The sequence below is a fragment of the Arcticibacter tournemirensis genome (genome assembly GCF_006716645.1).
In the GTDB taxonomy this organism is placed as follows: Bacteria; Bacteroidota; Bacteroidia; order Sphingobacteriales; family Sphingobacteriaceae; genus Arcticibacter; species Arcticibacter tournemirensis.
On record NZ_VFPL01000001.1, the window covers coordinates 3,109,948 to 3,135,585 of the forward strand.

Below are 25,638 nucleotides of genomic sequence, written 5' to 3' on the forward strand. Positions count from 1 at the left end.
CAACATAAAATAGTATATTGCATTTATTTGACTTTTCTTTTTTAGTATAATTGCAGGCTGAATGATATCTGTATATTCTATTTCGGCACTTATTGCTGCTTATCTTTTTGGTTCCATTCCCAGTGCAGTATGGATTGGGCAGGCTTTTTATGGAATTGACGTTCGTGAATATGGTAGCGGAAATGCCGGTGCAACAAACACTTTTCGTGTATTAGGGAAGAAAGCGGGCATTACTGTAATGACGATCGACATACTGAAGGGTTTTACGGCAACTAATCTTGCCTACCTGATAGGACTATCTGTAACGGGGCCGCAGCATTCCATTCAGTTTGTGAATTACCAGCTTGCCCTTGGTATTACGGCCGTTATGGGGCATTTATTTCCGATATTTGCAGGGTTTCGTGGAGGAAAGGGCATTGCCACCCTCTTCGGAATGGTACTCGCTGTCCATTTAAATGCTGCGTTATTTTGTGTTACAGTATTTTTATTTGTTTTGCTGGTCTCAAAATATGTCTCGCTAAGTTCAATAGCGGCAGGGTTTTCCTTTCCGTTAAGCATCATTTTTGTTTTTCATTCGCCCTTGCGTTCTATTGTTTTATATGGGATGTGTATATGTATACTCATATTGGTAACGCATCAAAAGAACATAGAACGTTTACTTCGGGGAAAAGAATCTAAAGTAAATATGTTCAGAAAAAAAACAGGTTGAGGCTATATGGTGTTATGCAACAAATAAGATTGTATTTATGAAACATATAAGAAAGTTTAGTACCGCTTTATTAATTTTAGTAGCTGCGGCGTGCTCGACGGTTCCTCTTACCGGACGCAGGCAATTAAATCTCGCCAATTCGGATGAAATACAACAACAGTCTATTCAATCCTATCGCCAGTTTTTAAGCGATCCCAAAACGAAAGTTGTAAAATCTGGTTCTGATGCGCAGCGGGTGAAAACCGTGGGCAGTAGGATAGCAAGTGCTATCGACCGGTACCTTAGTCAGAATGGCTATGCCAATCAGTATAATTTTAAATGGGAGTTCAACCTTGTTGAAAGCAAAGATATTAACGCCTGGTGTATGCCAGGAGGTAAGGTTGCGGTATATACCGGAATTATTCCTGTAGCTCAGACAGATGCTGGACTTGCCACTGTAATGGGGCACGAAATTGCCCATGCTATCGCCAGGCATGCTGAAGAGAGGTATTCTCAGACACTTGGAGCGCAGGCAATCGGTGGTGTTGTTGGAGCTGCAGCGGGATCAGAAACCATCAATCAGTTGTACGGTCTCGGCGGACAACTTGCATTGTTAAAGTATGGCCGCAGTCAGGAATCCGAAGCAGATCGCCTGGGCCTGATTTTTATGGCAATGGCGGGTTACGATCCCAACAGTGCGGTTACGTTCTGGAAAAGGATGGCATCCTCTAAACAGGGGAATGGTGCTCCTCCTGAGTTTTTAAGTACCCACCCTAGTGATGCAACGAGGATTTCAGCCATCCAGAAACGTCTGCCAGAAGCGATGAAGTACTATAAGAAGTGAGTTGAACGTTAAGTTGTTGAAAGTTAAAAGTTGAAGGTTGAAAGTTGAAAGTTGAAAGTTGAAAGTTGAAAGTTGAAAGTTGAAAGTTCAGCCTTGAACGTCGTAAGCTAATAGCTGATAGCCAACTCTCGCTCAGCATTCAATTGACTGGTTCAAAATACTAAAGATAGCCTTTGCTTTCAGGATGCATTCTTCATACTCCTTGGAAGCATCAGAAGCAAAGGTTATCGCGCTTCCAGCCTGAAAGGACAAATATCCGTTTTCTTCGTTGTAAAGAAGCGTTCGGATCACAACATTAAAGTCAAAATCTCCTCCCGGAGCAAAATATCCAACTGCTCCTGAAAAGACCCCTCGTTTGGTTAGCTCGTATTGTTCTATCAGCTCCATTGCGCTCACTTTAGGTGCGCCTGTCATTGAGCCCATAGGGAATGTCCGCTTCACTATTTCTGCATTTTGAAGCGAAGGATCGGCCTGGCACACAACCGTGGATATCATCTGATGGACATGCCGGAACGTATAAATGCCGAAAAGCTCTTCGACTTCTACTGTGCCGGGGATTGCACATCGGGTTAAATCATTCCTCACCAGGTCTACTATCATAACGTTTTCTGACCGCTCTTTCTCGTTGTTTTTTAGCTCATCCTTTAAGAACTTGTCTGTTTCGGCGTTCCCACCGCGCGCTGAAGTACCCTTGATAGGCTGGGAGATGAGTTTGTTATCCCTGCGGCATAAAAACCGCTCGGGCGTAGCAGAAATGATGAACTGTTTTCTAAGCTTAAAAAAAACCGAAAAGGGAGCAGGTGATAAATTGTTAAGCAGTTTGAATGCGGTTACAGGATCTAGTTTCGCATCAGTAGCATAAAACTCCTGACACAAATTAACTTCATAAATATCTCCTCTGGCAATATGCCTTTTTATCTGATGAACAGTGTCGATGTAACTAGCCTTGCTGAACCTGCTTTTAACACTTCCTTTAAAGAATATCGGAACATCCCGCACTGTTTCCTTTTCTATCAGTTGGGCCAGCTCAGTGGCATCAGGAGACTGTATTTCGACAATATTCCCTCTGATAATTATCAAATGGCGTGGCACAAAAAAAAACAAGTCGGGGAATTGAAGGTGATCCGGATTTTCAGAGCTTAAATCCTCAAGCTCATTTTTCAGGTCATAACTGAGGAAACCTGGAATCCAGCAATTATATTGACTGAGGAAGAATTCCAGCTTTTTAAAGCCTTCATCTTTATATGAATCAACTTCATGCAAGACGTCGGCAGCAATTAAGGTGTCAAATGCCGAATAACGATCGGAATATTGATTAGAATTCAAAAAACAGGCCACTTCTTTCGAAGCGGCCCATTGTAAAACCTTGTCTTTAAAAACAGAGATATTCTCCGGATAATGATATACAGTTTTCATTCCCGGAGTAATGTGATTAATTTAAGACTAATGTTTGGACACGATCAGGTCCTACAGATAAATACTTCACAGGCACTCCTACCTGTTTTTCAATGTATTTCACATAAGCCATCAATTTTTCAGGAACTTCTGCAATCGTTTTAATGGAGGTAAGATCTTCGTTCCATCCCTCAATTTCTTCCAATACAGGCTCGGCCTTTACCGTACAGATATCGTAAGGCATATAATCAATTACCTCACCATTGTATCGGTAATGAGTACATGCATATATCTTTTCAAAGCCACTCATTACGTCTGCTTTGGTCATTACAAGTTCTGTAACGCCGTTTAGCATTACTGCATATTTCAAAGCCGGAATATCAATCCAGCCGCAGCGTCTTGGTCTTCCTGTAGTAGCACCAAATTCGCGTCCGACAGTCCGAAGCTCTTCGCCGGTTTCATCAAATAATTCGGTAGGGAAGGGGCCACTTCCTACGCGAGTGCAATAGGCTTTAAAAATGCCGATTACCGATCCTATGTTCCGTGGTGCAACGCCAAGTCCGGTACATGCTCCGGCAGCAGTGGTGTTAGATGATGTTACAAATGGATACGATCCAAAATCAACATCCAATAAAGTTCCCTGCGCTCCTTCTGCGAGCACTGTTTTTCCTTCAGCAAGATACTGATTAACGAAGTGTTCGCTATCTACCTGAGGGATGGTTTTAAGAAAATCAATCGCCTCAAAGAACGTCTTTTCTTTTTCTGAAAAATCAGGGACATCACCGTAGTGACTAAGTATAGATTTATGCTTGTTAACAAGCTTCTGATATCTTTCTTTGAAATCCGGCAGTAAGGTATCGCCAACGCGCAGTCCGTTACGGCCTGTTTTATCCATATAGGTCGGACCAATTCCTTTTAGCGTTGAACCAATCTTTCCTTCACCCATCTTGCTCTCAGAAGCAGCGTCAAGCAGCTGATGAGTGGGCAGAATAAGATGTGCCTTTCTCGCAATTACCAGTTTTTTTGCAGCAAGAGGATCAAACCCGCTTTTTCTCAGGGTATCCAGCTCCCTCTTTAGGATGATAGGATCAATTACGACTCCATTGCCAATGAGGTTCATGTTCCTTTCATTGAAAATTCCCGAAGGAATTGTGTTCAGAACATATTTCTGATTGTCAAATTCAAGAGTATGACCAGCATTTGGTCCACCCTGGAAACGTGCAATCAAATCATATTTGGGACTAAGGACATCAACAATTTTTCCTTTACCTTCGTCGCCCCACTGAAGGCCTAACAATACATCAACAGCCATGAATATTTGGGAATATTTTAGTTTTTTAAATAAGATTCACAGTAACCTTCTTTCAGTTTGGTGCAGTTACCGTAGAGATTCAGAGAATGGTGTTTGATTTCAAATTTAAGAAGTTCACCCATCATACTTTGTATCTGCCCAACCCTTGGATCACAAAACTCCACTACTTTTCCGCAATCAATGCAAATAATGTGGTCATGTTGTTTGTATCCGTAAGATTTCTCAAACTGGGCCATGTTTTTACCAAACTGGTGTTTGGTAACGAGATCACACGAAACCAAAAGCTCAAGTGTATTATAAACCGTTGCGCGGCTCACCCGATACTTCTTGTTTTTCATGTGAATATATAGGGATTCTACATCAAAATGATCGTTACGCGAATAAATTTCTTCAAGGATGGCAAAACGTTCCGGCGTTCTTCTCAGATTTTTATTTTCGAGGTATGCCTCGAAAATCTTTTTTACCATCGCTATAGTTTCTTGTAAAGGCATATATTTCCTGACTCAGCGTTCAAATTTATCTAAAAAAATAAGAAATCTTAAATTTAGCACATAAATAAAGATGTTTGGTGCTTCGAACCGGAACGCAGATACGATTAAAAGTATATCTTCATCTACATATAAATGGTTATTATCGACTTTTATTATCGCCGCTTTACATATCCTGGCTATTTTGTTTCTTAAGATAGTCCAAATACTTTTTGCGGTTCTGAATCAAAGCGGGTAACAGATGTAACTCCCTTAACCTGCTTTAATTTCTTTATCAGATTTTCCAGGTGATGAGTGTCGTTCACATAGACCATAATGGAGCCTTCAAATATACCCTCATTGCTATCCACAGTAATCGATCGCATGTTCACCTTGAAGTCGTTGGAAATGACAGTGGTTAATTTATTAATCAATCCAACTTCATCAATACCTGTAATCCGTAATCCTGTTAAAAAGGCAAGTTCCTTTTGTGACGTCCATTTTGCTTTCACTACGCGATACCCGTAGTTGGCCATTAATTTAGTGGCGTTCGGACAATTAGTACGGTGTATCTTGATGCCATCGTTAACCGTAATAAACCCAAACACATCATCACCAGGGATAGGATTGCAACAAGATGAAAGCTTATAGTCGATCTTTTGCATATCCTCGCCAATAAGCAGCGTATCGCTGTCTTTTGCTTTAACCTTATTAATGATACCTTCAATTTGGTTAGAGTCGATCCTCTCAGGAGTACGGTTTTCGACCGTTTTTTCAGAAGCCTGAAATTCTTTCAGGCTTTTTAAGTCGAAGCTGCCTTTAGCTATATTGTAAAAAAGCTCAAGCGTTGAGCTGAATTTAAAGTAGTTGGATATCTTATGAATATTTTCTGTGTTGTAGGTTATCTTAAGCGACTTAAGCTTCCTTTCCAGAATTTCTTTGCCTTCCTCTGCCACACGGCGTTTTTCTTCCTTTAGAGAAGATTTGATCTTGGCTTTGGCTTTCGCTGTTACAACGAAGTTCAGCCAGTCTTCCTTTGGACTTTGCTTAGAGGACGTTATAATCTCTACCTGGTCGCCGTTCTGCAGCTTATGTGACAGAGGCACCAGTTTATGATTTACCTTGGCGCCAATACACTTAGCTCCCAGGTCAGAGTGGATTTCAAATGCAAAGTCGAGTGCGGTGGCGTCCAGAGGCAGCTGCATTAAAGCTCCCTTTGGAGTGAAAATGAAAATTTCATCGGAGAAAAGATTCATTTTAAAGTCGTCGAGGAAGTCAAGGGCGTTTGATTCAGGATTCTTAAGAAGTTCCCTCACTTTTTGTATCCACTGATCCAACCCGCTGTCTGACGACGATTCTTTGTATTTCCAATGAGCGGCAAAGCCTTTTTCCGCAATTTCATTCATTCTTTGTGTTCGGATCTGCACCTCCACCCACTGTCCTTTAGGGCCCATAACGGTAGTGTGCAGCGACTCATACCCATTAGCCTTAGGCGATGATACCCAGTCGCGTAACCTGTCGGGGTTAGGGCGATACAGGTCCGTTACAATAGAATATGCTTTCCAGCAATCTGCTTTTTCGGTTTCGGGTTTGCTGTCAAGGATGATCCTGATGGCAAAAAGGTCGTATACCTCTTCAAAGGGAACGCCTTTTTTTCGCATCTTATTCCATATGGAATGAATAGACTTTGGACGGCCATATACATCAGCATGTAAACCTTGTTCTGTCAATATCTCCTTTATAGGCCCGATGAACGCTTTTACATATAGCTCACGCTCAGCTTTCTTTTCATTTAATTTCCTGGCAATAAACTTATACGTTTCAGATTCGGTGTACTTCATGGAAAGGTCTTCCAGCTCCGACTTCATTGCATAAAGTCCCAGGCGATGTGCGAGGGGCGCATATAAGTATATCGTTTCTGAGGAGATCTTAAGCTGCTTATCGCGCGGCATATGATCCATAGTCCGCATGTTATGAAGCCGGTCCGCAAGTTTTATCAGGATAACCCTTACGTCGTCGGCAAGGGTAAGCAGCATTTTCCTGAAGTTCTCTGCCTGAAGGGAGCTGTTGTAATCAAAGACCCCCGATATTTTGGTAAGGCCATCAATTATTTTAGCTATTTTCTTCCCAAATTCACGCTCAATATCTTCAAGAGTTATGGCGGTGTCTTCAACAACATCATGCAACAGGGCACAAACAATAGATGTAGTTCCAAGCCCAATTTCTTCGGCCGCAATCTGGGCCACAGCTATAGGATGGTATATATAAGGCTCCCCCGATTTTCGCCTCATATCCTTATGGCTTTCGAGCGCGAGTTCAAACGCCTGCCTGATCATGCGCTTGTCGCCCTTCTGCATCGTTGGTTTACAGGCTTTGAGAAGCGCCCTGTAACGCTTTAATATTTCCTTTTTTTCAGCCTCAATATCAATTACTAATTCGTTCATCTTCAATCCTCAGCGATCCTGCAAAAATAATGGTGTAACTTATAACTTTTGGGTTACTATTTCGTACTATATGTAATTAATAATTGTACGAATAAGTGTATGTTTGTACTAACTAAGATATGAAAAATTTTCCTCTTTTCCTTTTTTTTAGCTTGTTTTTCCTGCAATTTTCTAATGCCCAGGAAAAATTTGATCCAAATGTAAAGGGCAAGAATGATACCATTCGTGTTGCCGTTACCAAAGATGATAATGGTGAATTCATTCCCTGGATACCACTTGCCGATGTTAACATAAGAGATTTCCGCATTTTTGCTTCCGCCGAAGCGAGGGCGCAATATAACCGGTTACGATATAACGTCCTTAAGGTTTTACCCTACGCGAAATTTGCCCGTGACCGCTATAGCCGGCTACACGAAGACCTGGCGCTGACCGACAAGCGCAAAGAGCAGAAAGTTCTGGTGAAAGCCTGCGAACGGGAGATTAAAGACATGTTTAACCGTGAGATAAAGAACATGACCATTACTCAGGGGGAAATATTGATTAAGCTGATTGACCGCGAAACCGGGAATAGCAGCTATGAGCTGGTGAAACAGTTAAAAGGTGGTTTTACCGCTTTTTGTTACCAGTCTGTTGCCCGGGTTTTTGGGCACAACTTAAAACAAAAGTATGATCCGCAGCAGGAAAGGGATATTGAAAATATCATACAACGTTATGGCTATTACAATTCGCCTTATAATTACTATTAATGGCTTTGCTGTCGACGATTAGTTTCAGCGATCCAGTATAGTTACCTTGCTTGTATCTTTGTTATCCCTATTGATTCCGCTCTAAAATAAATACATCAAACTTAAGCTGAAGGCCTGAACGCTGACAGCTGAATGCTAATATATATATGAAAATAGACCTTCTTGTTATTGCTGTACATCCCGACGATGCTGAATTAAGTTGTTCTGGTACCCTTTTGAAGCATAAAGCTTTAGGGAAGAAAACTGGAGTAATAGACCTTACAAGAGGCGAGCTGGGCACCCGCGGCAATGAAACAACCAGAGCAGCCGAAGCTGCCGACGCTGCCAGGATCCTGAAGCTTGATGTTAGAGAAAACCTGGGTATGAGAGACGGATTTTTCAAAAACGACGAAGAACATCAGCTAATGATCATCAGGAAGATACGTCAGTATGAACCGGAAATTATCATTACCAACGCCCTGACAGATCGTCATCCGGATCATGGAAGAGCTGCCGGCCTGGTAAACGATGCTGCTTTTCTTTCGGGCCTGGTAAAGATAAAAACCGAACTTGATGGAAAACAGCAGAACGCATGGCGGCCTCGTCTCCTGTTGAATTTTATACAGAACGCATATATAAAACCAGATATAATAATTGATATTACTCCCTTCTGGGAGGAAAAAATGGCTTCAATTGCAGCCTACAAAACGCAGTTTTACAACCCTGATGCGAACGAGGAACATGAGACGTACATTTCAAGCCCGGAGTTCGTAAAGGTTATTGAAGCGAAGGCGCGTGAATTGGGAATAAGCATAAATACAAACTATGCAGAGGGCTTTACATGCAGTAAGTTGTTGGGCGTTGATAATTTGTTTGAGCTGAAATAGCAGTACTTTCTCTTATAGTTCTTTCAGGATTTTTCCCATAACCTCAATTCCCTGGTCTATATGCTCATTTTGCATTATCAACGCAGGCCTGAAGCGAATTGAGTGACTGCCGCAACCTATAAATATCGTGTTGTGATCGAAGCCTTTACGGATAAACTTGTTACGTTTAATTGTATCTGGGAAATCGAACGCGCTCAGCAGTCCAAGGCCTCTCACGTTCGACACTACAGGATACTGATCTGATAAATTTTTGAAGCATTGCTGAAGATAAGCGCCGGTATTCGCGGCATTTGCTACGAGTTGATCCTCCTCAATGATCTGCAGTATTTTAGAAGCCCGCACCATATCGGTGAGGTTTCCGCCCCATGTTGAATTAAGACGGGAAGGAACGGTGAAGACGTTCTTGTCAATCTCGTCAACTTTTTTCCCTGCCAGTATCCCGCATACCTGCATTTTCTTGCCGAAAGCGATAATGTCGGGTCTGGCTTTTTCTCCAAAGTGTTCATAACACCAGAATTTTCCTGATAGCCCTACGCCGGTCTGAACTTCATCGTAAATAAGGAAACAGTCGTTCTCATCTGCGAGAATACGGAGCTGTTCAGCAAATTCGGCCCTTATATGGTTCTCGCCGCCTTCTGCCTGTACTGGCTCAATGATGATGGCACACACATCATCTTTGTTATCCAGAAATGCCTGTTTTATCTGCTTAATAGCTATAAGCTCTCTTTCTTCAAGGTCGCGTAGTTTTTCATCCGTTAAAGGAAAACTGATAGCAGGCGTGGTTATTCGCGGCCAGTCGAATTTTGCATACCATTTGGTTTTATCGGGATGCGTGTTTGTAAGGCTCATGGTATAGCCCGTCCGGCCGTGAAAAGCATGTTCAAAATGAATTACTTTGAAACCGCGTTCCTCAGTATATCCTTTCCTGAAGTTCTTCTGGACTTTCCAGTCCATAGCGGTCTTGAGTGCGTTTTCAATTGCCAATCCGCCACCTGCTATAAAAAATGCATGAGGCAGATAGTAAGGAATAGCTATTCTTGAGAATGTAGCCACAAATTCTGCATACTGCTGCGTATAAATATCGGAGTTCGAAGGGTTGCTTAATGCTGCAAGCATCAGGTTTTTCTTAAACGTCTCGTCGCCCAGCATTTTTGGATGATTGTAACCCAAAGGAACAGAGGCAAAGCATGTAAAGAAATCCAGCATATTTCTGTTGTGCTTTGAGTCGTACATGTAAACTCCGCTACTTTTCTCCATGTCAAAAACGAGATCGTAACCATCGGCCAGAATATGCTTTCCTAATACTTGATGAACGTTTTCTGCTTCTACTGATAACTGATACATACCAGGTCCTCCTTAGAAACAAATGTATTAAAAAGATGAGCTAATTGTTAGTGCCCCGACTGGGTTTTAAAAGTCATTTTTTCCTTCAGGCCCAGGAGACCGAATAAACCTCCTGTATGAACAGCTAGAATATTAGTTCCGGAAGGAAAGTAATCCTGTCTGATAAGATCGAATACACCGTACATCATTTTTCCTGTGTATACCTGATCGGCCAGAATTCCGGTAGAAGCTGAGAAATCAGAGATGAAATTTAAAAGATCAGGCTGTGTTTTGGCATAACCACCGAAGTGATAGGAGTTATGGATCTCATATAAAGGATTGTCAATGAAGTGTTTATTAACCTCTTCTTTTAGAAATTCTGCACCTTTTAAAACCGGAATTACATGAAGCAACGCTCGGGAATTATTAATTAGCAACCCCTTTAGAATACCGGCTGCGGTAGTGCCGGTACCTGCTGCGCAGAATATATGCTGATAGTTCCCCTTTAACTCTGTCACTAGTTCCGAACATCCCTGTACGGCCTCGGCACCGGCGCCTCCTTCATCTATAAAGAAGGCCGAGGTATCATTGCTGTAAAAAGTGTCGAAGAGAAGTCTTTTATTTCTGTAAGCATCCCGCTCTGTGAACTTTAATTCCATGCCAAACATCCTGCAAAGGAAAAGTGTCTCGCTCGCTACGCCTTCGCCTCGCACAAAGGCAGTTGCTTTAAACCCGAACTTCGCCGCTGCACAGGCTGTCGCCAGAAGATGATTGGACCATACTCCTCCGAAAGTTATCAAATGATTTTTGTCCTCTTCTCTTGCCTTTATTAGATTGTACTTCAATTTTCTCCATTTGTTCCCCGAAATGAATGGATGGATCATGTCGTCCCTTTTTAAAAACACCCGCACCTCCTTTTCTTTAAAGAGGGGATGAAATATTTCTTCTTCCGGACTATATATTTCGAAGGCAAACATTGGGCAAAGGTACTGCGGGAAGTTGAAATGCGGAAGGTGAAAGTTGAAAGTCTAAAGTTTAATGTTGAAAGCTTAAAGGTGAAAGTATAAAGCTTAAAGTAATATTTCTGAAACTGATTTCTGATGGCTCAAATAACGCCAAACGAGAAGCGAAAAATATTACTTTTGCGGAATGCTGGAAGAAGAAGATCTTCGGGAACCTGATGAACAGGACTTGTACGAACACCTCAGAGTCGTAGTAGACAAGGGACAGTCGCTGTTGCGGATTGATAAGTTTTTGATGCATCGGATTGAAAACGCTTCTAGAAATCGTATTCAAAGCGCAATAGAAGCCGGTAGTGTGCTTGTTAACGAGAAGATCGTTAAATCGAGTTACAAGGTAAAACCCATGGATGTGATTTCTGTGGTGCTTCCTCATCCGCCAAGAGATACAGAAGTTTACCCTGAAGATATACCGTTGAATATTGTTTATGAAGATGACGATGTCCTGGTTATAAATAAGCCGGCAGGAATGGTTGTTCATCCGGGCTACAATAATTACTCGGGGACTTTGGTGAACGGACTTGTATTTCATTTTCAGCAACTGCCTCAGCTTCCCGGAAATGACGGCAGACCGGGGCTTGTTCACCGGATTGATAAAGATACCTCGGGGCTTTTGCTTATCAGTAAGAATGAACGCTCTATGGCCTGGCTCGCAAAGCAATTCTTCGATCATACCATAGCAAGGAAATATATGGCGCTTGTTTGGGGCGACCTTGAAGAAGACGGAACTGTAAGCGGTTATATTGGCCGAAGTATAAAGGACCGGCGGGTAATGGATGTATATGATGATGAAACCAGGGGTAAATGGTCGGTTACCCACTATAAAGTGCTCGAGCGCTTTAATTATGTCACTCTCATTGAGTGCCAGCTTGAAACCGGAAGAACCCATCAGATCAGAGCCCACATGAAACATATAGGTCATCCTCTTTTTAGCGACGCCACGTATGGGGGAGACAAAATTCTTTCAGGAACTATTTTTAGTAAATATCGTCAATTCGTTGTTAACTGCTTCGACCTTATTCCCCGCCAGGCGCTGCATGCCTTGTCGTTAGGATTTATACATCCCTCCACGAAAAAGTTTATTCATTTTGAATCAGATTTACCCGCTGACTTCCAGGCAGTGTTGCAGAAATGGAGAAATTATATTGATAGCGGTAAATCACAATAGGCTTTTTGGGGTTAGTATTAAAGAACTTTGAACTTTATGAATTTTATTAATTACAACGGAGAAATATTTCCGGCAAATCAACCGGTACTCACAACAGGAAACCGCAGCTTTAAATACGGTGACGGTTTGTTTGAGTCGATGCGGATGATACGTGGAGAACTTCGCTTCGCCCACCTCCACGCTGAAAGGCTGCGAAATGGAATGAAGGTACTTGGGTTTGAGGGCTATTCGTTGATTGATGAGACTTTCCTGAAAGAAAAAGTAGTTGAGCTCGCCATAAGAAATGGCGAAGGCGAAAATGCACGCGTTCGTCTCACTGTATTTCGTGATGCTGAAGGTCTTTATAGCCCCCTCGGAAATAAGTTTGGGTATGCCTTTGAGATGACCGGAAATAAAGAAACTTCCTATACTGCGAACACTAAAGGCTTGATTGTAGATGTTTTTGAGGATATAACGAAGCCCGTAAACTGTTTGTCTAATTATAAAACATGCAACTCGCTGATTTATGTTATGGCCGGAATTTTCAGGAAGCAGAACTCTCTGGATGACGTCTTTATTCTTAATCAGAATGGCTTTCTATGCGAATCTATGAGCTCGAATGTTTTTGTACTCTTCGACAAAAAGCTGTATACCCCTTCTCTTAATGAGGGCTGTATTGCAGGAGTTATGCGTAGTGTAGTTATGAAAATCGCAGCTGAGATCGATTTACCCGTAATAGAAGCACAAATAAATCCCGATATCTTAAATGAAGCGGAAGAAGTGTTTCTTACTAATGCAAGCCGTGGGATTCAGTGGGTGATGGGCTTTAATAGCAAACGTTATTTTAATAAGCTGTCGAAAATACTGATGAATAAATTAAACGAAGGATAGTGCCTTAAAAGTTCTCGTCGTCAGTGTCAACAACGGTCGCATTACCAAGTTCGTATTGAATATAGGTAAACGCTGTCGCAAATAATAGTATAATTCCCATATAGAATGTTATTTTTTTTGTTATGTCAAACATCGGTTTTACATATAGTATTTAAAATGACAATGGCTTTGCAATTAAATGATTTGGAGCATATTATAGAAGGAATCTGCAGTATTTGTAGTTTTTGTATGCAGTGTAAAGAGAAATTTGTTAAATTATACTTTTGTTACTGAGCTCAGACTGAGAGGATAAAACTTTGAAAGATTGTGTAGGATGTACCAAGAAACGAACTATTGAATGCTAAAGGCCCTTTTTATTGTTTTTATATTTTCAGTCTCAGTTACCTATGCCCAGGGGCCGGTCCAGGTCTCGGGCAAGATTACAGATGAAAGCGGGAAACCGGTTTCTTTTGCCTCTGTCTTTATAAAAGATACTAATATCAGTACAATGGCAAACGAAACAGGCAATTACAGGATATTATTGAAGCCTGGGAATTATATGTTGACTTGCAGATATGTTGGTTTTAAAAGTATTGAGAAAGAGGTGAACGTTCAGTCTTCCCTTGTATTAAATTTGACACTGGAGGAGGACATATATAAACTAAAAGAGGTAAACGTAACAGCAGGTAAAGACGACGCTGCTAATTCCATAGTCAGGAGTGTAATATCAAGGAGGAAGTTTTTAAGAGCTGTTCCTTCCTACCAGTGCGACGTTTATACCAAAGGGATACAGAAGTTGCTTGACGCGCCAAAAAGAATATTGGGAACAAACGTTGCCCGAACTTTAAATCTCGACTCCAACAGGCAGGGTATTCTTTACCAGTCAGAAACGAAGTCGAAATTTTTCTTCAGGTATCCGCAGAAAAAGGAGGTAATGGAAGCCTCGAAGGTAGCTGGAGACAATCAAGGATTTAGCTTTAACCGAGCTCTTGACCTTCAGGTTAATTTTTATGATAACACTCTTAACTGGCCTGCCCTTGGAAACCAAAGCTTTGTGTCGCCTGTAGCTTATAATGCATTCAATTATTACAGGTTTAAGCTAATTGGAAGTTCCCAGGAAAATGGAAAGACAATCCAGAAGATCAAAGTTATTCCAAAGAGCCGGTTTTCTCCGGCATTTTCAGGATATATATACATCCTGGAGGATGATCCAAGGCTGTATAGTGTAGACCTTATGCTGACAGAGCATGCCCGGATCAATTTTGTGGACACTCTTCATATTAGTCAGCATTTTTCGGAAATAGGAGATATGCACTGGCTCCCGTCCGACATAACAATCCGCTTTAACGGAAAGGTACTGGGTTTTAACTTTGCAGGATATTATACAGCCCTATATAGTAATTACAAAACGGATCCCGTCTTGCCCGACGACTTTTTCGATGAGGAGATCCTTAAGATCGATACAAGTGCCAATAAATATAACGATACCTGGTGGGCAAACAACCGGCCGGTTCCGCTGACTCGGGAAGAGGAAGATAACTATGAACAGCATGATGTTATGGGGGACGCCCAGAAAACCAGGGCATATCAGGATTCGGTACAAAAAGAATTGAATAAGTTCAGGCCTCTCCGCTATATTGTAGCGGGACAACGAATAGAAAATGTATCAGAGAATAGCTTCTGGTACGTTTATCCTTTGCATAGTACCATATTTTACAATACGGTTGAAGGGTGGGGACTAAGGTTGCGGGCCAGGTATGTTAAACGGTTTAGCCCTTACAGGTCACTTGAGGCAGAGCCGAATATCAGGTATGGCTTTTCTAGCGAGGTTATGAATGCGAATGCAGAAATAACTTACCGGACAGATTCACTTAGGCACACCAGTTTTACAGTTAGAGGGGGGAGTGATTTTTTGGATTTAAACAATAGGGGAACCATTAATCTTTTCTATAACACCCTTACAACGCTCTTTGAAGGCAAGAACTATTTAAAGCTATATCAGGCTAAGTTTCTTTCCTTAAGCGGACAGCGTGAAGTTGCCGATGGCCTAATGTTTACTGCCGGGGCAGAGATAGCCAGACGTTTTCCGCTGCAAAACTCCTCATCGAATCCCGTATTCCGCAAAACAGCGGAAACCATTACATCAAATAACCCGCTAAGTCCAGGCTTTGAAACAGAGGTGTTTCCGGTGAATAACTCTCTTAGTATAGAAGCGAAAATTTCCTACACGTTCGGTCAGCAATATACCTCCAGGCCTGACGGTAAGATTTTTGAACCGGCCAGGTATCCCACTATAATGATTGACTACCGTAAAGGGATTCCCCGTATCTTGAAGTCGGCAGTTGATTATGATTTTATTTCGGCCGATTTATTTCAGGACAAGATCAGAACCGCGTTATGGGGATATAGCTCCTTTTATCTGTCGGCCGGAAAGTTTTTAAATACATCGTCACTTTACTTTCCCGACTGGCATCATTTCACAGGTAACCAAACCGCCGTTTATAATCCGCTTTTCCCTAATTTCCACTTTCTGGATTATTATGCTTTTGCTACCAACGACCGCTTTTTTGAAGCTCATTATGAACATAATTTTTCGGGTCGCTTTATCAGAAAAGTTCCTCTTTTAAGAAAGCTTAAACTCGAAGAAATTATAGGAGGGGCCTATCTAACTCAGCCTCAGAATAGTTATAAAGAGGCTTATATCGGATTCCAGCGCCTAATGTTTCGAATAGATTACGGGTTTTCCTGGACACCTGGCCGGGAGATGTATAGGGCATTTCGTTTGTTTTACGGTTTTTGACGTTTCAAGAGAGTTTGTTTCTTGTTTATCGCTGTTTTGATCTCTGATCTTGTGGATTATTAATTGTATTCCTTTTACTTTGTTCGTTGTTGATTGTTTATTGAATGATTTAATAGATTTTTTAGCATTATTCAGTAAAAAAAATAATCATTTTGATATCTTCTTTATTGAATAACATATAAATGTATGTTTTTTTAAAAAAAAGCTCGATAATTTTTTGTTTTTATTAAAGTTTGTACTATTTTCAAATAAAAATTCTCCATAGTATTAACTTTAATTTAGAAAAATGAAAAAATTGTTACCGTTTCTATTGTTAATTGTCGCGGTAGTGCTTGGTCTTGCATTCCCTTCTGTTGAATTATCAACCGTCGCTGAAAATAAGATCGACACAGGCGATACTGCCTGGTTACTAGTATCCACTGCTCTTGTATTACTAATGACCCCCGGTTTGGCTTTCTTTTATGGAGGGATGGTCCGGAAAAAGAACGTTATCTCAACAATGTTGCAGAGTTTTATTTGCATGGGGCTTATTACTGTTTTATGGGTAGTATTCGGGTTCAGCCTTGCTTTCGGCGAAGACGTAGGAGGGCTCGGAGTCATCGGTAATCCCGCTACATTTTTCATGATGAAAGGAATGCTTGGAAATGCATCATGGTCGCTTATGCCAACTGTTCCATTGGTGTTGTTTGCCATGTTTCAGTTAAAATTTGCAGTTATCACCCCTGCATTAATAACCGGCGCTTTCGCAGAAAGGATACGCTTTAATTCTTATCTCATTTTTCTTTGCTTATTTATGGTGTTCATTTATGTGCCTTTGGCACATGCAACCTGGCATCCCGATGGAATGTTCTTTAAGAAAGGGGTGCTGGATTTTGCAGGTGGCACCGTTGTGCATATGTCTGCAGGTTGGGCCGCTCTGGCTTCCGCAATCTTTTTAAAGAGCCGTACTAGTCCCGAGCATTCTCCTGCACGCATCAGTTATGTTATACTTGGAACAGGTTTACTTTGGTTTGGCTGGTTCGGTTTTAATGCTGGTTCTGCCGGCGGTGCTAATCCGCTTGCTGCTACGGCGCTCGCTACAACAACTACAGCCTCTGCTGCCGCTGCCATGGCCTGGGTGTTTTTCGATATGTTCAGAGGTAAAAAACCTTCAGCCTTAGGTGCTTGTATTGGCGCTGTTGTTGGTCTGGTGGCCATCACTCCCGGAGCAGGTTTTGTTTCTGTGCCTCACTCTCTGGTAATAGGCACCGTTGCAGCAGTAGTAAGCAATCTGGTAGTTATCTGGCGCTCACGCACCAATCTTGATGATACACTAGATGTATTTCCCTGTCATGGTGTAGGCGGAATGGTAGGTATGCTTTTAACCGGCGTCTTTGCGAGTCAGAATGTCAATTCGGGAAATACCACAGGTAACGGACTGTATTTCGGTGAAACGCATTTGTTTTTCACTCATCTGATTACACTTATTCTGGTTTCTGCATTTGCCTTCTTTGGTTCTTATATTCTTCTGGTTGTAACCAACATGATCAGCAGGCTTAGGGTATCTCCGGAGGATGAAGTAAGGGGACTAGATGCATCGCAGCATGACGAAGAGCTTTAATATTAAACAGGCTCAATAAATACTCTTTTTATTAATGGGAATTCAAACCGGATTTGATTCCTGATATAAATTAACAGCAGCGGTACTGAAATTACCGCTGCTGTTTTTGCTAAAAATACCCTTCAGCAAAACGATTTTCTCCGGTGCTATGTACACTAAGAGTGCCCTCTAAACCTTCACAATAAAAGGACCAGCAGCCGCTATTTCTTATTACACCGCTCAATAACACATCGTCAGCACATCAGCGCTTTGTTATGGCGTAACAATTTTTAACCATCCAAACTAATTTATACTTTTGAGCATCTTATGGACACAATTTCTTTAAAGAAAAACAGGCCTGTTGCTATCTGGTTATTGGTGGGAGCAGGTATGATCATCATTCAGGTATTACTGGGAGGCATTACCAGGCTAACTGGGTCTGGACTATCTATAACCGAGTGGCAGCCTATTCTGGGAACTCTGCCACCTATGAATGAGAAAGCCTGGCAGGAAGCTTTTGAAAAATATCAGCAGATAGCTCAGTTTAAATATATTAACAGTCATTTTACCTTAAGCGATTTTAAATCCATTTATTTCTGGGAGTGGTTCCATCGCGACTGGGGGCGGTTGATGGGGGTAGTCTTCATTATTCCCTTTGTCTATTTTTTAGTTAAGAAGAAGATCAACCGTAGTATGATTCATCCTATGATCATTCTCTTCCTTCTCGGTGGCTTGCAAGGGATAATTGGATGGATTATGGTACAAAGCGGTATAGGTACCGACCTGGTTTATGTGAGCCATATCCGGCTCGCAGTACATTTTATAGCGGCGCTTATCCTTTTGTGCTATGTTGTATGGTTTGCGCTAAAGATTACAGTACCTCAAAGTCAGCTCAGTTATGCCCCCGCTGCTAAATCCTTAAATGTTTGGTTGCTGGTTTTGTTAACTATTCAGCTTGTTTACGGCGCTTTCATGGCTGGTACACATGCTGCGTTGGCCGCGCCTACCTGGCCGTCGATAAACGGTATGTGGTGGCCTGCTGATTATATGCTTACACAGGGCAGCTTCAGTGCTGATATAACGCACAATCTAATCAGCATCCAGTTTATTCACCGAAACCTGGCATATCTCATCACTATTCTGGTGTTTTGGTGGACTTTTAAAGTTTCGAGACTTCCTCAAACCAGCACTTTGTATAAACTGCGGTTCATGTCGTTAATATTGGTGATTATACAGGTTACACTTGGCGTTCTGGCTCTTTTAAACAGCGTAAACGATTATAAATTACTTTATAGCATACTCCATCAGTTTGTAGGCATTTTGCTCCTTTTATCACTGCTGATAACCTATTACTTTAGTCTTAGGATTAAGATCCCTGTAAAAGCTGCTGCTGTTGCAACGATATAATTACTTAAGCTATACTCAAACTTTTGCGGCTTCGTTGAATTACAATATATAGTTAAATAAAAAAACATGCCCAACCGCTTAAGTAAAGAAACATCACCTTACCTGTTACAGCATGCAGAAAACCCTGTGGACTGGTTCCCATGGGGAAGCGAAGCATTGGAAAAAGCGAAGAACGAAAACAAGCTGATCCTCATAAGTATCGGTTATTCCGCGTGCCACTGGTGTCACGTAATGGAACATGAAAGCTTTGAAGATGCAAGTGTAGCGGAGATAATGAACGAGCATTTTGTGTGCATTAAGGTCGACCGTGAAGAGCGGCCGGATATAGACCAGGTATACATGCTCGCTGTTCAATTAATGACGGGTCAGGGCGGTTGGCCCTTGAACTGCATATGTCTGCCTGATCAAAGGCCCGTTTATGGAGGGACATATTTTCGTAAAGACGACTGGAAGAAACTTCTTCAGCAATTAGCTGCTTTCTGGGAACAAAACCCCGGAGAAGCAGAAGAATATGCCGAAAGATTGACTCGCGGTGTGCGCGAAACAGAGAAATTACACTTGCTGGATGAATCTGTCGAATATTCTGAAAGTGACCTTGCAGACATTTTGAGATCCTGGAAAAAAACTTTTGATCCCAAAGAAGGCGGGTACAACCGTGCTCCTAAGTTTCCCCTGCCGAACAACTGGCAGTTTATGTTGAGATACGCCAGCCTAACGAAAGATGATAACATCGCAGCTGCAACGTTCCTAACCCTTCAAAAAATGGCTTATGGAGGAATTTATGATCACATAGGGGGTGGTTTCGCCCGTTATTCGGTGGACGGCCACTGGCACGTGCCTCACTTCGAAAAGATGCTGTACGACAATGCTCAGCTCGTAAGTCTTTACTCGGAAGCATGGCAGTACAAAAAGGACGAACTGTACAAACAGGTGGTGTACCAAACATTAGAGTGGGTTAAGAGGGAGATGACTTCGCCCGAAGGCGGTTTTTATTCGGCTCTTGATGCAGATAGCGAGGGCGTAGAAGGTAAATTCTACACCTTCACAAAAGATGAGTTAGCAGAAGTTCTTGGAGAAGATGAGGCAAAGATCTTCAGCACATATTTCAATGTAACAGAAGAAGGAAACTGGCCGGAAGAAAGAACCAATGTCCTGATGAGAAGAGAAAGTGACGAGGCCCTTGCATCTCAGCTGAATGTCTCTTTGTATCATCTTCAGGAAAGTATCCGGACTTCAAAGCAAAAGGTTTTTGATTATCGCGCGAAAAGGATCCGGCCCGGGCTGGATAACAAAATACTGGCAGGCTGGAATGGACTGATGCTGAAAGGATACGTTGACGCCTACCGGGCTTTTAACGAAGAGAGCTTCCTCAGGCAGGCCTTATCTAATGCGGATTTTATCTGCACCGTGTTAATGGAAACTACCGGCGCTCTCAAAAGAGTATTCAGAAATCAGTACACAAACAAAGCTACAGAAACGGCCTTCCTTGACGACTATGCTTTTGTTTGCGATGGACTTATCGGGCTTTATGAAGTAACGTTCGATGAAAAATGGCTTTTTGAAGCCAGAAGACTGGCTGAGTATGTTTTAACGAATTTCTATGACCCTGGTACAGGGATGTTCTATTTCACCTCGCAGAATGATACAGAACTCATCGCGCGAAAGCATGAGATTACCGATAACGTTATACCCGCCTCTAATTCTGCAATGGCTCTGAATCTTTTTAAGCTCGGACATTTTTTCCAGCAGGATGACTATGCCGAACAAGCCGATGTAATGCTGAAGAATATATTTCCGCAAATAAAGAGCTATGGATCAGGATTTTCAAACTGGGCGATTCTGCTGCTGTATAAGATATACGGTATATCGGAGATCGCCATTACAGGACCCTTAGCGGAACAGAAAAGGCAGGAAATTGAAAAAAACTTTATTCCGAATAAAATTCTCTTGGGAGGTAGCTCAGGAAGTTTACCTTTGTTGCAGGATAAATGGGATAGTGAAACCAAAATATTTGTTTGTAAAAACAGAACTTGCCGCTTACCCGTTACAGAAGTAGAAGAAGCATTAAAACTGATATAATATTTATTGCGCAGTAAATCTGTGTGATACAGGAGCTATCCTGGCCAACTTTAATTTTAGAGAATGATTATGAAAATTCAACCAAACAGCGTGGTGGCGCTTACATACGATCTGTATACCATCGACAATGGAGAGGAAGTATTTGTTGAAAAAGCAACAGAAGAACAGCCGCTGGTTTTTCTTTACGGTGTAGGCATGATGCTCCCAAAGTTTGAGGAAAATTTAACCGGACTTTCAACCGGTGATAGCTATGACTTTCATCTTAATGCTGCTGACGCCTACGGTGAAAAGGATGAAAATGCCTTTGCTGAGCTTTCTTCCGACATGTTCCAGGGAATGGACCTTCCTGAAGTAGGATCGGTGCTTCCATTGCAGGACAATCACGGAAATCAGTTCAGAGCACGCGTAACCAATGTTTCTGATACTGCTGTCAATGTCGACCTGAATCACCCTATGGCCGGACTGAACCTTCACTTTAAAGGTCAGATCCTGAACGTTCGCGAAGCTACCCAGGAGGAGTTGAACCACGGTCATGCTCATGGAGCTGATGGCCATTCAGGACACTAATATGTAGTTTTATTTAAAGAAAACGGGGCCATAAGCCCCGTTTTTTGCTTATATAGAGTGCTGATATTGTGTTAATGGACTTATTAATGAAAAGATTATTCAACGCCAACGTCTTATCAGGGATTGCTTAACACAATATTAAATGTTAAATATTTAGGGGTTTATATTTAAATAGTTACCTTTAACATAACGAACGTTATCCATTATTAAACACAATTCGAAATGCAATCATCGGTTAAGTTTCTAATTTGCTCTATTACTTTCATAGGCATCAATGCGAGTGTTGCACTCGCAGCGTCAAAAGATTCGGTTAATCATATTGTTCGTGTGCCTTCACTTCAAAAATCGATTAAGGCAACAGAGGTACTAAACGATTCTAAATTCGTCTTTAAACCAGGCGACGTAAACAGCAGAATGCCGGTATTAAGCAGAAAGGATAATTGTGTTGCTATCCCAAATTTATATCAAAGCGAGCTGTCTTACTTTGCGCTGCCTGCACTTTCTCTAAAGAGGGACTCCATTAGCAAAAGGCCTGCGCTTCGTCTATCAAAATAGTATTTTATCATTCTGCTGTTACGACCGCGAAATAATATCCTTTATTAATTCAAAATCCTTGCTTTTATAGGTGGCGATATCATCTTTGTGATTATCATCCGGATCGTATAAAAATGTCTCTATACCCAGATCATTTGCCGCTTCAATTTCCGATTCCGGATCATCACCGATAACAAGAAGATCGTCCTTCTGTAAGTTGTTTTGCATCATTATATTCAAAAAAACGTCCCTCTTCGTCATGCTGGTGGTATCGGGGTCGACAATGAATATATCCTCAAAATGCTTTTCTATCCTCAGGCTCTTAATCTTGCTCTGCTGGAGCTTTAGAAAACCAGTTGTTACCAGGTATTTAGTTATAGCAAGATCTTTGATGAGGTTATAATCCTCAAATGGCTTCATCGCTTCGTCGTAGGTAGCATTACGAAGCAGATCCATCCCTTTTTCGGTCAGTTCCCTGTTAAACTTATAAGTATCGGCAACTTTCTGAAACGGCTTTTTCATGATATCTTCAATAGCCGCGTTGAAGTCGCCGCCGCTAAACTCCTGCCTGTACTGATCCATAAGTTTAAAAAGAGGGGCAAAAAGCTTATCAGCGATTGATTTAACAGGATAGATCGTATTGTCGAGATCAAGAATCAGGGCACGTTTCATATCTATCAAAGCAATATTTTCCTGGTGATCTCTTTATCTATTGTAATATATCCCGGATACTTTATCATTTTATTTCCAACGCCGATAGTTGGTTTTATTTTTATCGTCAGGATACTTTTCTTGTCGCTTTTTTCATCTCCGGCAGCAGAAAGGAAATCCATAATATCCTGCTGAGCCTTACTGTCAGAGAGAGCCTTATAGATATTCGTACTTATACGGATAGGCACCAATGTTGTACCTCCATTAGGCTCCACCTTAATAGCTCTGTCTATCAGTCCCCCGGCAAGCTCATGGTTCTTTATTAAAATCTTGTATTCAAACTGATTAATAGCGGCCAAAGCAGCAGATGGGTTTTTTATCTGCAGGTTAAGTCGTCCTTCCAACGGAACATCTTTTCGCAGGAGGGCAAGCGCAAGCCTAGGGGTTCTCAGTATATCGAAGCTTTTTGAATTAACAACCTGCATCACATTCATATCAGCGATATAGATACTGTCGGCAGACGTAATCTCATAACGGCATTTCTCAAACGCTTTGGCTCTTTCAATCTGCTTGTTTATACCGCATCCGGCAACTGAGAATGAGAGGAGAGCAAAAAAAAGTATTTTCTTCATAACTATTTAACGTGGTTTAACAAAAAAGGGTATCATTTGCAGAAATATTGTATTCCTCACTTCTTTAATTCAAGCGAAGCCAGGTACTGATCCTGTCCATCGTCATGAAGGAGCCGGAAGTTAAATCCTTCTGCGGAAGCAATATCAGCAATTGTGCGCCAGTCCACATACAGCCAGCGAAACCAGGGCCCTTTATTTCCCCTGTATTCATACTGATACGCGATTTCCCCATAGTAGAAGTCTTCGGGCAAGTCGCCATCCTGATAAAGATAGGCGATATCAGAAGAATCGAAAATAATTTGCCCGCCAGGATTAAGCAAATGCCTGGCATGATTCAGAAAAAGATGGAGTCCCTCAATTGTTCCGCAAAGACCAATTCCATTCATTAACAGGAGTAAAGTGTCAAAGGGTTCGTTCCTGAAAGCGAAAACGTCATCGTTGATAACCTTGTTAACTCCCAGCGTTTTCATAATCAGGCATGCCTGAGTGCTTTGTTCAAGGGCAGTAACATTGCGCCCCTGTTTCTGCATCATTAAAGCATGGCTGCCAACACCCGCGCCAATATCGAGAATTTTCCCCCGGCTATATTCAAGGGCGAGGAGTTCGAGCTCAGGCATATCTTCCTCTGTTCTAAAAAACACGTCCACTGGCATCTCTTCGGGCTCTGCATAGGAATTATGAAGCCACAAAGTTTCTGCACGTCCTTTGTAATAGTAATCGGATAAAGCCTCCCCAAATATGTCCACGCGCAAATCTACACTTAAAATAATAAAAAAGAATTCCAACCAATGCGACAGCCCGTTGTTTTAGATGCTATACATTACTTAACAGAAACTATGAAAAAACTAATTGGGAAAGTGGCTTTTATTACAGGAGCCGACTCCGGAATAGGCAAAGCTACAGCAATAGAGTTCGCCAGTGAAGGTGCCAGCGTTGTTATATGTTATCACAGCGACAGGAATGGAGCTGAAGAGACCCTTTCCGAAGTAAAGAGGCATGAGCAGAAGGGTATAGTGGTCAAGCTCGACGTTAGTGATGAACAGGAGGTTGAAAGGGCTCTGGATGAGGCTATCGCAGAGCTCGGTGCACTCGACATTCTGGTAAACAACGCCGGAGTGAATGGTTCGGGTATAAAAGTGGCCGATATGGATACAGATGTGTTCGACAAAACCATCAGGACTAACCTGTATGGAACGTTTTTCTGCTCCAGGAAATTTATCAGGTACCTGAAGCAGAGCAGCCGCCGTGGTAAAATTATTAATGTGAGTTCTGTTCACGAAGAAATTGTTGCGCCCGGAAACGCCGATTATAATGCTTCTAAAGCCGGCATTCGTAATCTGATGCGAACCTTGTCGCTCGAACTTGCAGAGGACGGAATTAACGTCAACAATATAGCCCCGGGCATGATCCTCACACCGATGAACCAGGAAGCTATGGACGATCCGAAAGCAAAACACGAACAAACAGAGAATATTCCCATGAAAAGGGCAGGGCAGCCGGAAGAAATCGCAAAACTGGCCGTATTCCTGGCTTCTTCTGATAGCGATTACGTTACCGGATCAACCTACTTCATGGACGGAGGGCTTTCATTGAATATAGGTCAGGGAGCGTAACTCACAACCCAACGCAAGGCACTTCCTTAAATTCGATAGTGAAACCGGAAGTATCCGACAACGATTCTCTTCCGGTTTTCGGATCGATTGCATAGGCTTTTTGCAGGATTGTTTCCTTTAACAGCTTGAATTCCACAGGCAGGCTATCCTGCTGACCCTCTTGCATGTATGTCCAGATTCCTTTGATAATATCGCCGTTCTTGGTGCCTTTTATAGTTCCGGCACGGCCGTCTTTTTCAGAGGGTATCCACTTGAGGTCTCCTTTTACGTTATTCTCAAAAATCTCCAGATGGAGGACCGTGGTATCCTGGTTTTTGGTGCCATCGTAGTGTTCAAAACAAAGAGTTGGATTGAGGGTCGCGCTGGTCACAGAATCTCTTTTTGACGCAGTGTCGGTGTTAGTGCTCGCATTTTTGTCCTTTCCGCTATTACACGCATATAGCAGGTTTAGAGACACCAGCAGAGCAACAAGCATTCTTTGTAATTTCATAATATTAGTTTGTATTCCTGTAACAACGATAGCAGCATTAAGTTTACCCTCAACATTGAGAATTGTATTTATTTCGTCAGTATCTTTCTCCATTTATTAAAATTCCGCTAATTTTTCGTTAAAGAATCGATAAATATTATAAATTTGGCACTTCAACAAACAAAC

The 25,638-nt window shown here is 41.9% G+C and carries 23 protein-coding genes; 13 read left to right on the forward strand and 10 right to left on the reverse strand.

Annotated elements, in window-relative coordinates:
* Window positions 1-61: 61 nt before the first annotated feature.
* On the forward strand, window positions 62-709 hold the full coding sequence (gene plsY / locus BDE36_RS13145) for a glycerol-3-phosphate 1-O-acyltransferase PlsY (protein ID WP_128769010.1): 648 nt from the start codon (window positions 62-64) through the stop codon (window positions 707-709).
* Window positions 710-746: 37 nt separating this feature from the next.
* Window positions 747-1,532, forward strand: coding sequence for a M48 family metallopeptidase (locus tag BDE36_RS13150; RefSeq protein WP_128769011.1), 786 nt, complete (start codon window positions 747-749; stop codon window positions 1,530-1,532).
* Window positions 1,533-1,664: 132 nt separating this feature from the next.
* On the opposite strand, the gene BDE36_RS13160 is transcribed toward BDE36_RS13150, so the two are convergent.
* From BDE36_RS13160 to BDE36_RS13175, 4 genes are all read right to left on the reverse strand, one after another.
* On the reverse strand, window positions 1,665-2,948 hold the full coding sequence (locus tag BDE36_RS13160) for an anthranilate synthase component I family protein (protein ID WP_128769012.1): 1,284 nt from the start codon (window positions 2,946-2,948) through the stop codon (window positions 1,665-1,667).
* A gap of 16 nt (window positions 2,949-2,964) precedes the next feature.
* The gene (locus tag BDE36_RS13165) at window positions 2,965-4,239 is read right to left on the reverse strand and encodes an adenylosuccinate synthase (RefSeq protein ID WP_128769013.1); all 1,275 of its coding nucleotides are present in this window, start codon (window positions 4,237-4,239) and stop codon (window positions 2,965-2,967) included.
* A gap of 17 nt (window positions 4,240-4,256) precedes the next feature.
* Window positions 4,257-4,730, reverse strand: a complete 474-nt coding sequence (locus BDE36_RS13170; protein ID WP_128769014.1) for a Fur family transcriptional regulator — start codon at window positions 4,728-4,730, stop codon at window positions 4,257-4,259.
* Window positions 4,731-4,918: 188 nt separating this feature from the next.
* Window positions 4,919-7,150 carry a RelA/SpoT family protein gene (locus BDE36_RS13175; protein WP_128769015.1) on the reverse strand — a complete coding sequence of 744 codons (2,232 nt, stop codon included), beginning with the start codon at window positions 7,148-7,150 and terminating at the stop codon, window positions 4,919-4,921.
* Between the two features lie 119 nt (window positions 7,151-7,269).
* Here BDE36_RS13175 and BDE36_RS13180 point away from each other — a divergent pair, with 119 nt between their 5' ends.
* Together BDE36_RS13180 and bshB1 are read left to right on the forward strand one after the other, a co-directional pair.
* Window positions 7,270-7,896, forward strand: a complete 627-nt coding sequence (locus tag BDE36_RS13180; protein WP_141815245.1) for a DUF4294 domain-containing protein — start codon at window positions 7,270-7,272, stop codon at window positions 7,894-7,896.
* A 146-nt stretch (window positions 7,897-8,042) separates the two neighbouring features.
* Window positions 8,043-8,762: a bacillithiol biosynthesis deacetylase BshB1 gene (gene bshB1 / locus BDE36_RS13185; RefSeq protein ID WP_141815246.1), complete on the forward strand. Its 720-nt coding sequence runs from the start codon at window positions 8,043-8,045 to the stop codon at window positions 8,760-8,762.
* Between the two features lie 12 nt (window positions 8,763-8,774).
* On the opposite strand, the gene lat is transcribed toward bshB1, so the two are convergent.
* A complete protein-coding gene (lat, locus tag BDE36_RS13190) occupies window positions 8,775-10,106 on the reverse strand; it encodes an L-lysine 6-transaminase (protein WP_141815247.1) in 1,332 nt (443 codons plus the stop codon).
* A gap of 47 nt (window positions 10,107-10,153) precedes the next feature.
* Window positions 10,154-11,062 carry a 1-aminocyclopropane-1-carboxylate deaminase/D-cysteine desulfhydrase gene (locus BDE36_RS13195; protein ID WP_141815248.1) on the reverse strand — a complete coding sequence of 303 codons (909 nt, stop codon included), beginning with the start codon at window positions 11,060-11,062 and terminating at the stop codon, window positions 10,154-10,156.
* A gap of 172 nt (window positions 11,063-11,234) precedes the next feature.
* On the opposite strand from BDE36_RS13195, the gene BDE36_RS13200 reads away from it, so the two are divergent.
* The 8 genes from BDE36_RS13200 to BDE36_RS13235 all read left to right on the forward strand — a co-directional run bounded on the left by BDE36_RS13200 (window position 11,235) and on the right by BDE36_RS13235 (window position 22,108).
* Window positions 11,235-12,272: an RluA family pseudouridine synthase gene (locus tag BDE36_RS13200; RefSeq protein ID WP_141815249.1), complete on the forward strand. Its 1,038-nt coding sequence runs from the start codon at window positions 11,235-11,237 to the stop codon at window positions 12,270-12,272.
* Between the two features lie 36 nt (window positions 12,273-12,308).
* Window positions 12,309-13,142: an aminotransferase class IV gene (locus tag BDE36_RS13205; protein ID WP_141815250.1), complete on the forward strand. Its 834-nt coding sequence runs from the start codon at window positions 12,309-12,311 to the stop codon at window positions 13,140-13,142.
* A gap of 337 nt (window positions 13,143-13,479) precedes the next feature.
* Complete coding sequence (locus BDE36_RS13210) at window positions 13,480-15,921, forward strand: DUF5686 and carboxypeptidase regulatory-like domain-containing protein (RefSeq protein ID WP_141815251.1); 2,442 nt, start codon at window positions 13,480-13,482, stop codon at window positions 15,919-15,921.
* 286 nt (window positions 15,922-16,207) lie between these two features.
* Window positions 16,208-17,521, forward strand: a complete 1,314-nt coding sequence (locus BDE36_RS13215; RefSeq protein ID WP_141815252.1) for an ammonium transporter — start codon at window positions 16,208-16,210, stop codon at window positions 17,519-17,521.
* Between the two features lie 306 nt (window positions 17,522-17,827).
* The gene (locus tag BDE36_RS13220; protein WP_141815253.1) at window positions 17,828-18,907 is read left to right on the forward strand and encodes a COX15/CtaA family protein; all 1,080 of its coding nucleotides are present in this window, start codon (window positions 17,828-17,830) and stop codon (window positions 18,905-18,907) included.
* Window positions 18,908-18,973: 66 nt separating this feature from the next.
* The gene (locus BDE36_RS13225; RefSeq protein WP_141815254.1) at window positions 18,974-20,986 is read left to right on the forward strand and encodes a thioredoxin domain-containing protein; all 2,013 of its coding nucleotides are present in this window, start codon (window positions 18,974-18,976) and stop codon (window positions 20,984-20,986) included.
* Window positions 20,987-21,055: 69 nt separating this feature from the next.
* Window positions 21,056-21,553, forward strand: coding sequence for an FKBP-type peptidyl-prolyl cis-trans isomerase (locus BDE36_RS13230; RefSeq protein WP_128769026.1), 498 nt, complete (start codon window positions 21,056-21,058; stop codon window positions 21,551-21,553).
* A gap of 222 nt (window positions 21,554-21,775) precedes the next feature.
* The gene (locus tag BDE36_RS13235) at window positions 21,776-22,108 is read left to right on the forward strand and encodes a hypothetical protein (RefSeq protein WP_141815255.1); all 333 of its coding nucleotides are present in this window, start codon (window positions 21,776-21,778) and stop codon (window positions 22,106-22,108) included.
* 18 nt (window positions 22,109-22,126) lie between these two features.
* On the opposite strand, the gene BDE36_RS13240 is transcribed toward BDE36_RS13235, so the two are convergent.
* The 3 genes from BDE36_RS13240 to BDE36_RS13250 are packed head-to-tail and all read right to left on the reverse strand — an operon-like array spanning window position 22,127 to window position 24,116.
* On the reverse strand, window positions 22,127-22,759 hold the full coding sequence (locus BDE36_RS13240; protein WP_141815256.1) for an HAD family hydrolase: 633 nt from the start codon (window positions 22,757-22,759) through the stop codon (window positions 22,127-22,129).
* 5 nt (window positions 22,760-22,764) lie between these two features.
* A complete protein-coding gene (locus BDE36_RS13245; RefSeq protein WP_141815257.1) occupies window positions 22,765-23,370 on the reverse strand; it encodes an LEA/WHy family protein in 606 nt (201 codons plus the stop codon).
* 56 nt (window positions 23,371-23,426) lie between these two features.
* On the reverse strand, window positions 23,427-24,116 hold the full coding sequence (locus BDE36_RS13250; RefSeq protein WP_202618145.1) for a class I SAM-dependent methyltransferase: 690 nt from the start codon (window positions 24,114-24,116) through the stop codon (window positions 23,427-23,429).
* 90 nt (window positions 24,117-24,206) lie between these two features.
* On the opposite strand from BDE36_RS13250, the gene BDE36_RS13255 reads away from it, so the two are divergent.
* Complete coding sequence (locus tag BDE36_RS13255; RefSeq protein WP_141815259.1) at window positions 24,207-24,983, forward strand: SDR family NAD(P)-dependent oxidoreductase; 777 nt, start codon at window positions 24,207-24,209, stop codon at window positions 24,981-24,983.
* A 1-nt stretch (window position 24,984) separates the two neighbouring features.
* Here the strand turns inward: BDE36_RS13255 and BDE36_RS13260 are convergent, their stop codons facing one another.
* Window positions 24,985-25,566 (reverse strand): hypothetical protein, encoded by a 582-nt coding sequence (locus BDE36_RS13260; protein WP_141815260.1) that lies wholly within the window; start codon window positions 25,564-25,566, stop codon window positions 24,985-24,987.
* Between the last annotated feature and the right edge of the window lie 72 nt (window positions 25,567-25,638).

Bases quoted from the DNA above. Each gene is read 5' to 3' on its own strand.
- BDE36_RS13180 (WP_141815245.1), top strand. From the start codon at position 7,270: ATGAAAAATTTTCCTCTTTTCCTTTTTTTTAGCTTGTTTTTCCTGCAA.
- BDE36_RS13230 (WP_128769026.1), top strand. From the start codon at position 21,056: ATGAAAATTCAACCAAACAGCGTGGTGGCGCTTACATACGATCTGTAT.
- bshB1 (WP_141815246.1), top strand. From the start codon at position 8,043: ATGAAAATAGACCTTCTTGTTATTGCTGTACATCCCGACGATGCTGAA.
- BDE36_RS13210 (WP_141815251.1), top strand. From the start codon at position 13,480: ATGCTAAAGGCCCTTTTTATTGTTTTTATATTTTCAGTCTCAGTTACC.
- BDE36_RS13200 (WP_141815249.1), top strand. From the start codon at position 11,235: ATGCTGGAAGAAGAAGATCTTCGGGAACCTGATGAACAGGACTTGTAC.
- BDE36_RS13225 (WP_141815254.1), top strand. From the start codon at position 18,974: ATGCCCAACCGCTTAAGTAAAGAAACATCACCTTACCTGTTACAGCAT.
- plsY (WP_128769010.1), top strand. From the start codon at position 62: ATGATATCTGTATATTCTATTTCGGCACTTATTGCTGCTTATCTTTTT.
- BDE36_RS13235 (WP_141815255.1), top strand. From the start codon at position 21,776: ATGCAATCATCGGTTAAGTTTCTAATTTGCTCTATTACTTTCATAGGC.
- BDE36_RS13165 (WP_128769013.1), bottom strand. From the start codon at position 4,239: ATGGCTGTTGATGTATTGTTAGGCCTTCAGTGGGGCGACGAAGGTAAA.
- BDE36_RS13220 (WP_141815253.1), top strand. From the start codon at position 17,828: ATGGACACAATTTCTTTAAAGAAAAACAGGCCTGTTGCTATCTGGTTA.
- BDE36_RS13160 (WP_128769012.1), bottom strand. From the start codon at position 2,948: ATGAAAACTGTATATCATTATCCGGAGAATATCTCTGTTTTTAAAGAC.
- BDE36_RS13205 (WP_141815250.1), top strand. From the start codon at position 12,309: ATGAATTTTATTAATTACAACGGAGAAATATTTCCGGCAAATCAACCG.
- BDE36_RS13245 (WP_141815257.1), bottom strand. From the start codon at position 23,370: ATGAAGAAAATACTTTTTTTTGCTCTCCTCTCATTCTCAGTTGCCGGA.
- BDE36_RS13170 (WP_128769014.1), bottom strand. From the start codon at position 4,730: ATGCCTTTACAAGAAACTATAGCGATGGTAAAAAAGATTTTCGAGGCA.
- BDE36_RS13175 (WP_128769015.1), bottom strand. From the start codon at position 7,150: ATGAACGAATTAGTAATTGATATTGAGGCTGAAAAAAAGGAAATATTA.
- BDE36_RS13255 (WP_141815259.1), top strand. From the start codon at position 24,207: ATGAAAAAACTAATTGGGAAAGTGGCTTTTATTACAGGAGCCGACTCC.
- lat (WP_141815247.1), bottom strand. From the start codon at position 10,106: ATGTATCAGTTATCAGTAGAAGCAGAAAACGTTCATCAAGTATTAGGA.
- BDE36_RS13215 (WP_141815252.1), top strand. From the start codon at position 16,208: ATGAAAAAATTGTTACCGTTTCTATTGTTAATTGTCGCGGTAGTGCTT.
- BDE36_RS13195 (WP_141815248.1), bottom strand. From the start codon at position 11,062: ATGTTTGCCTTCGAAATATATAGTCCGGAAGAAGAAATATTTCATCCC.
- BDE36_RS13240 (WP_141815256.1), bottom strand. From the start codon at position 22,759: ATGAAACGTGCCCTGATTCTTGATCTCGACAATACGATCTATCCTGTT.
- BDE36_RS13260 (WP_141815260.1), bottom strand. From the start codon at position 25,566: ATGGAGAAAGATACTGACGAAATAAATACAATTCTCAATGTTGAGGGT.
- BDE36_RS13150 (WP_128769011.1), top strand. From the start codon at position 747: ATGAAACATATAAGAAAGTTTAGTACCGCTTTATTAATTTTAGTAGCT.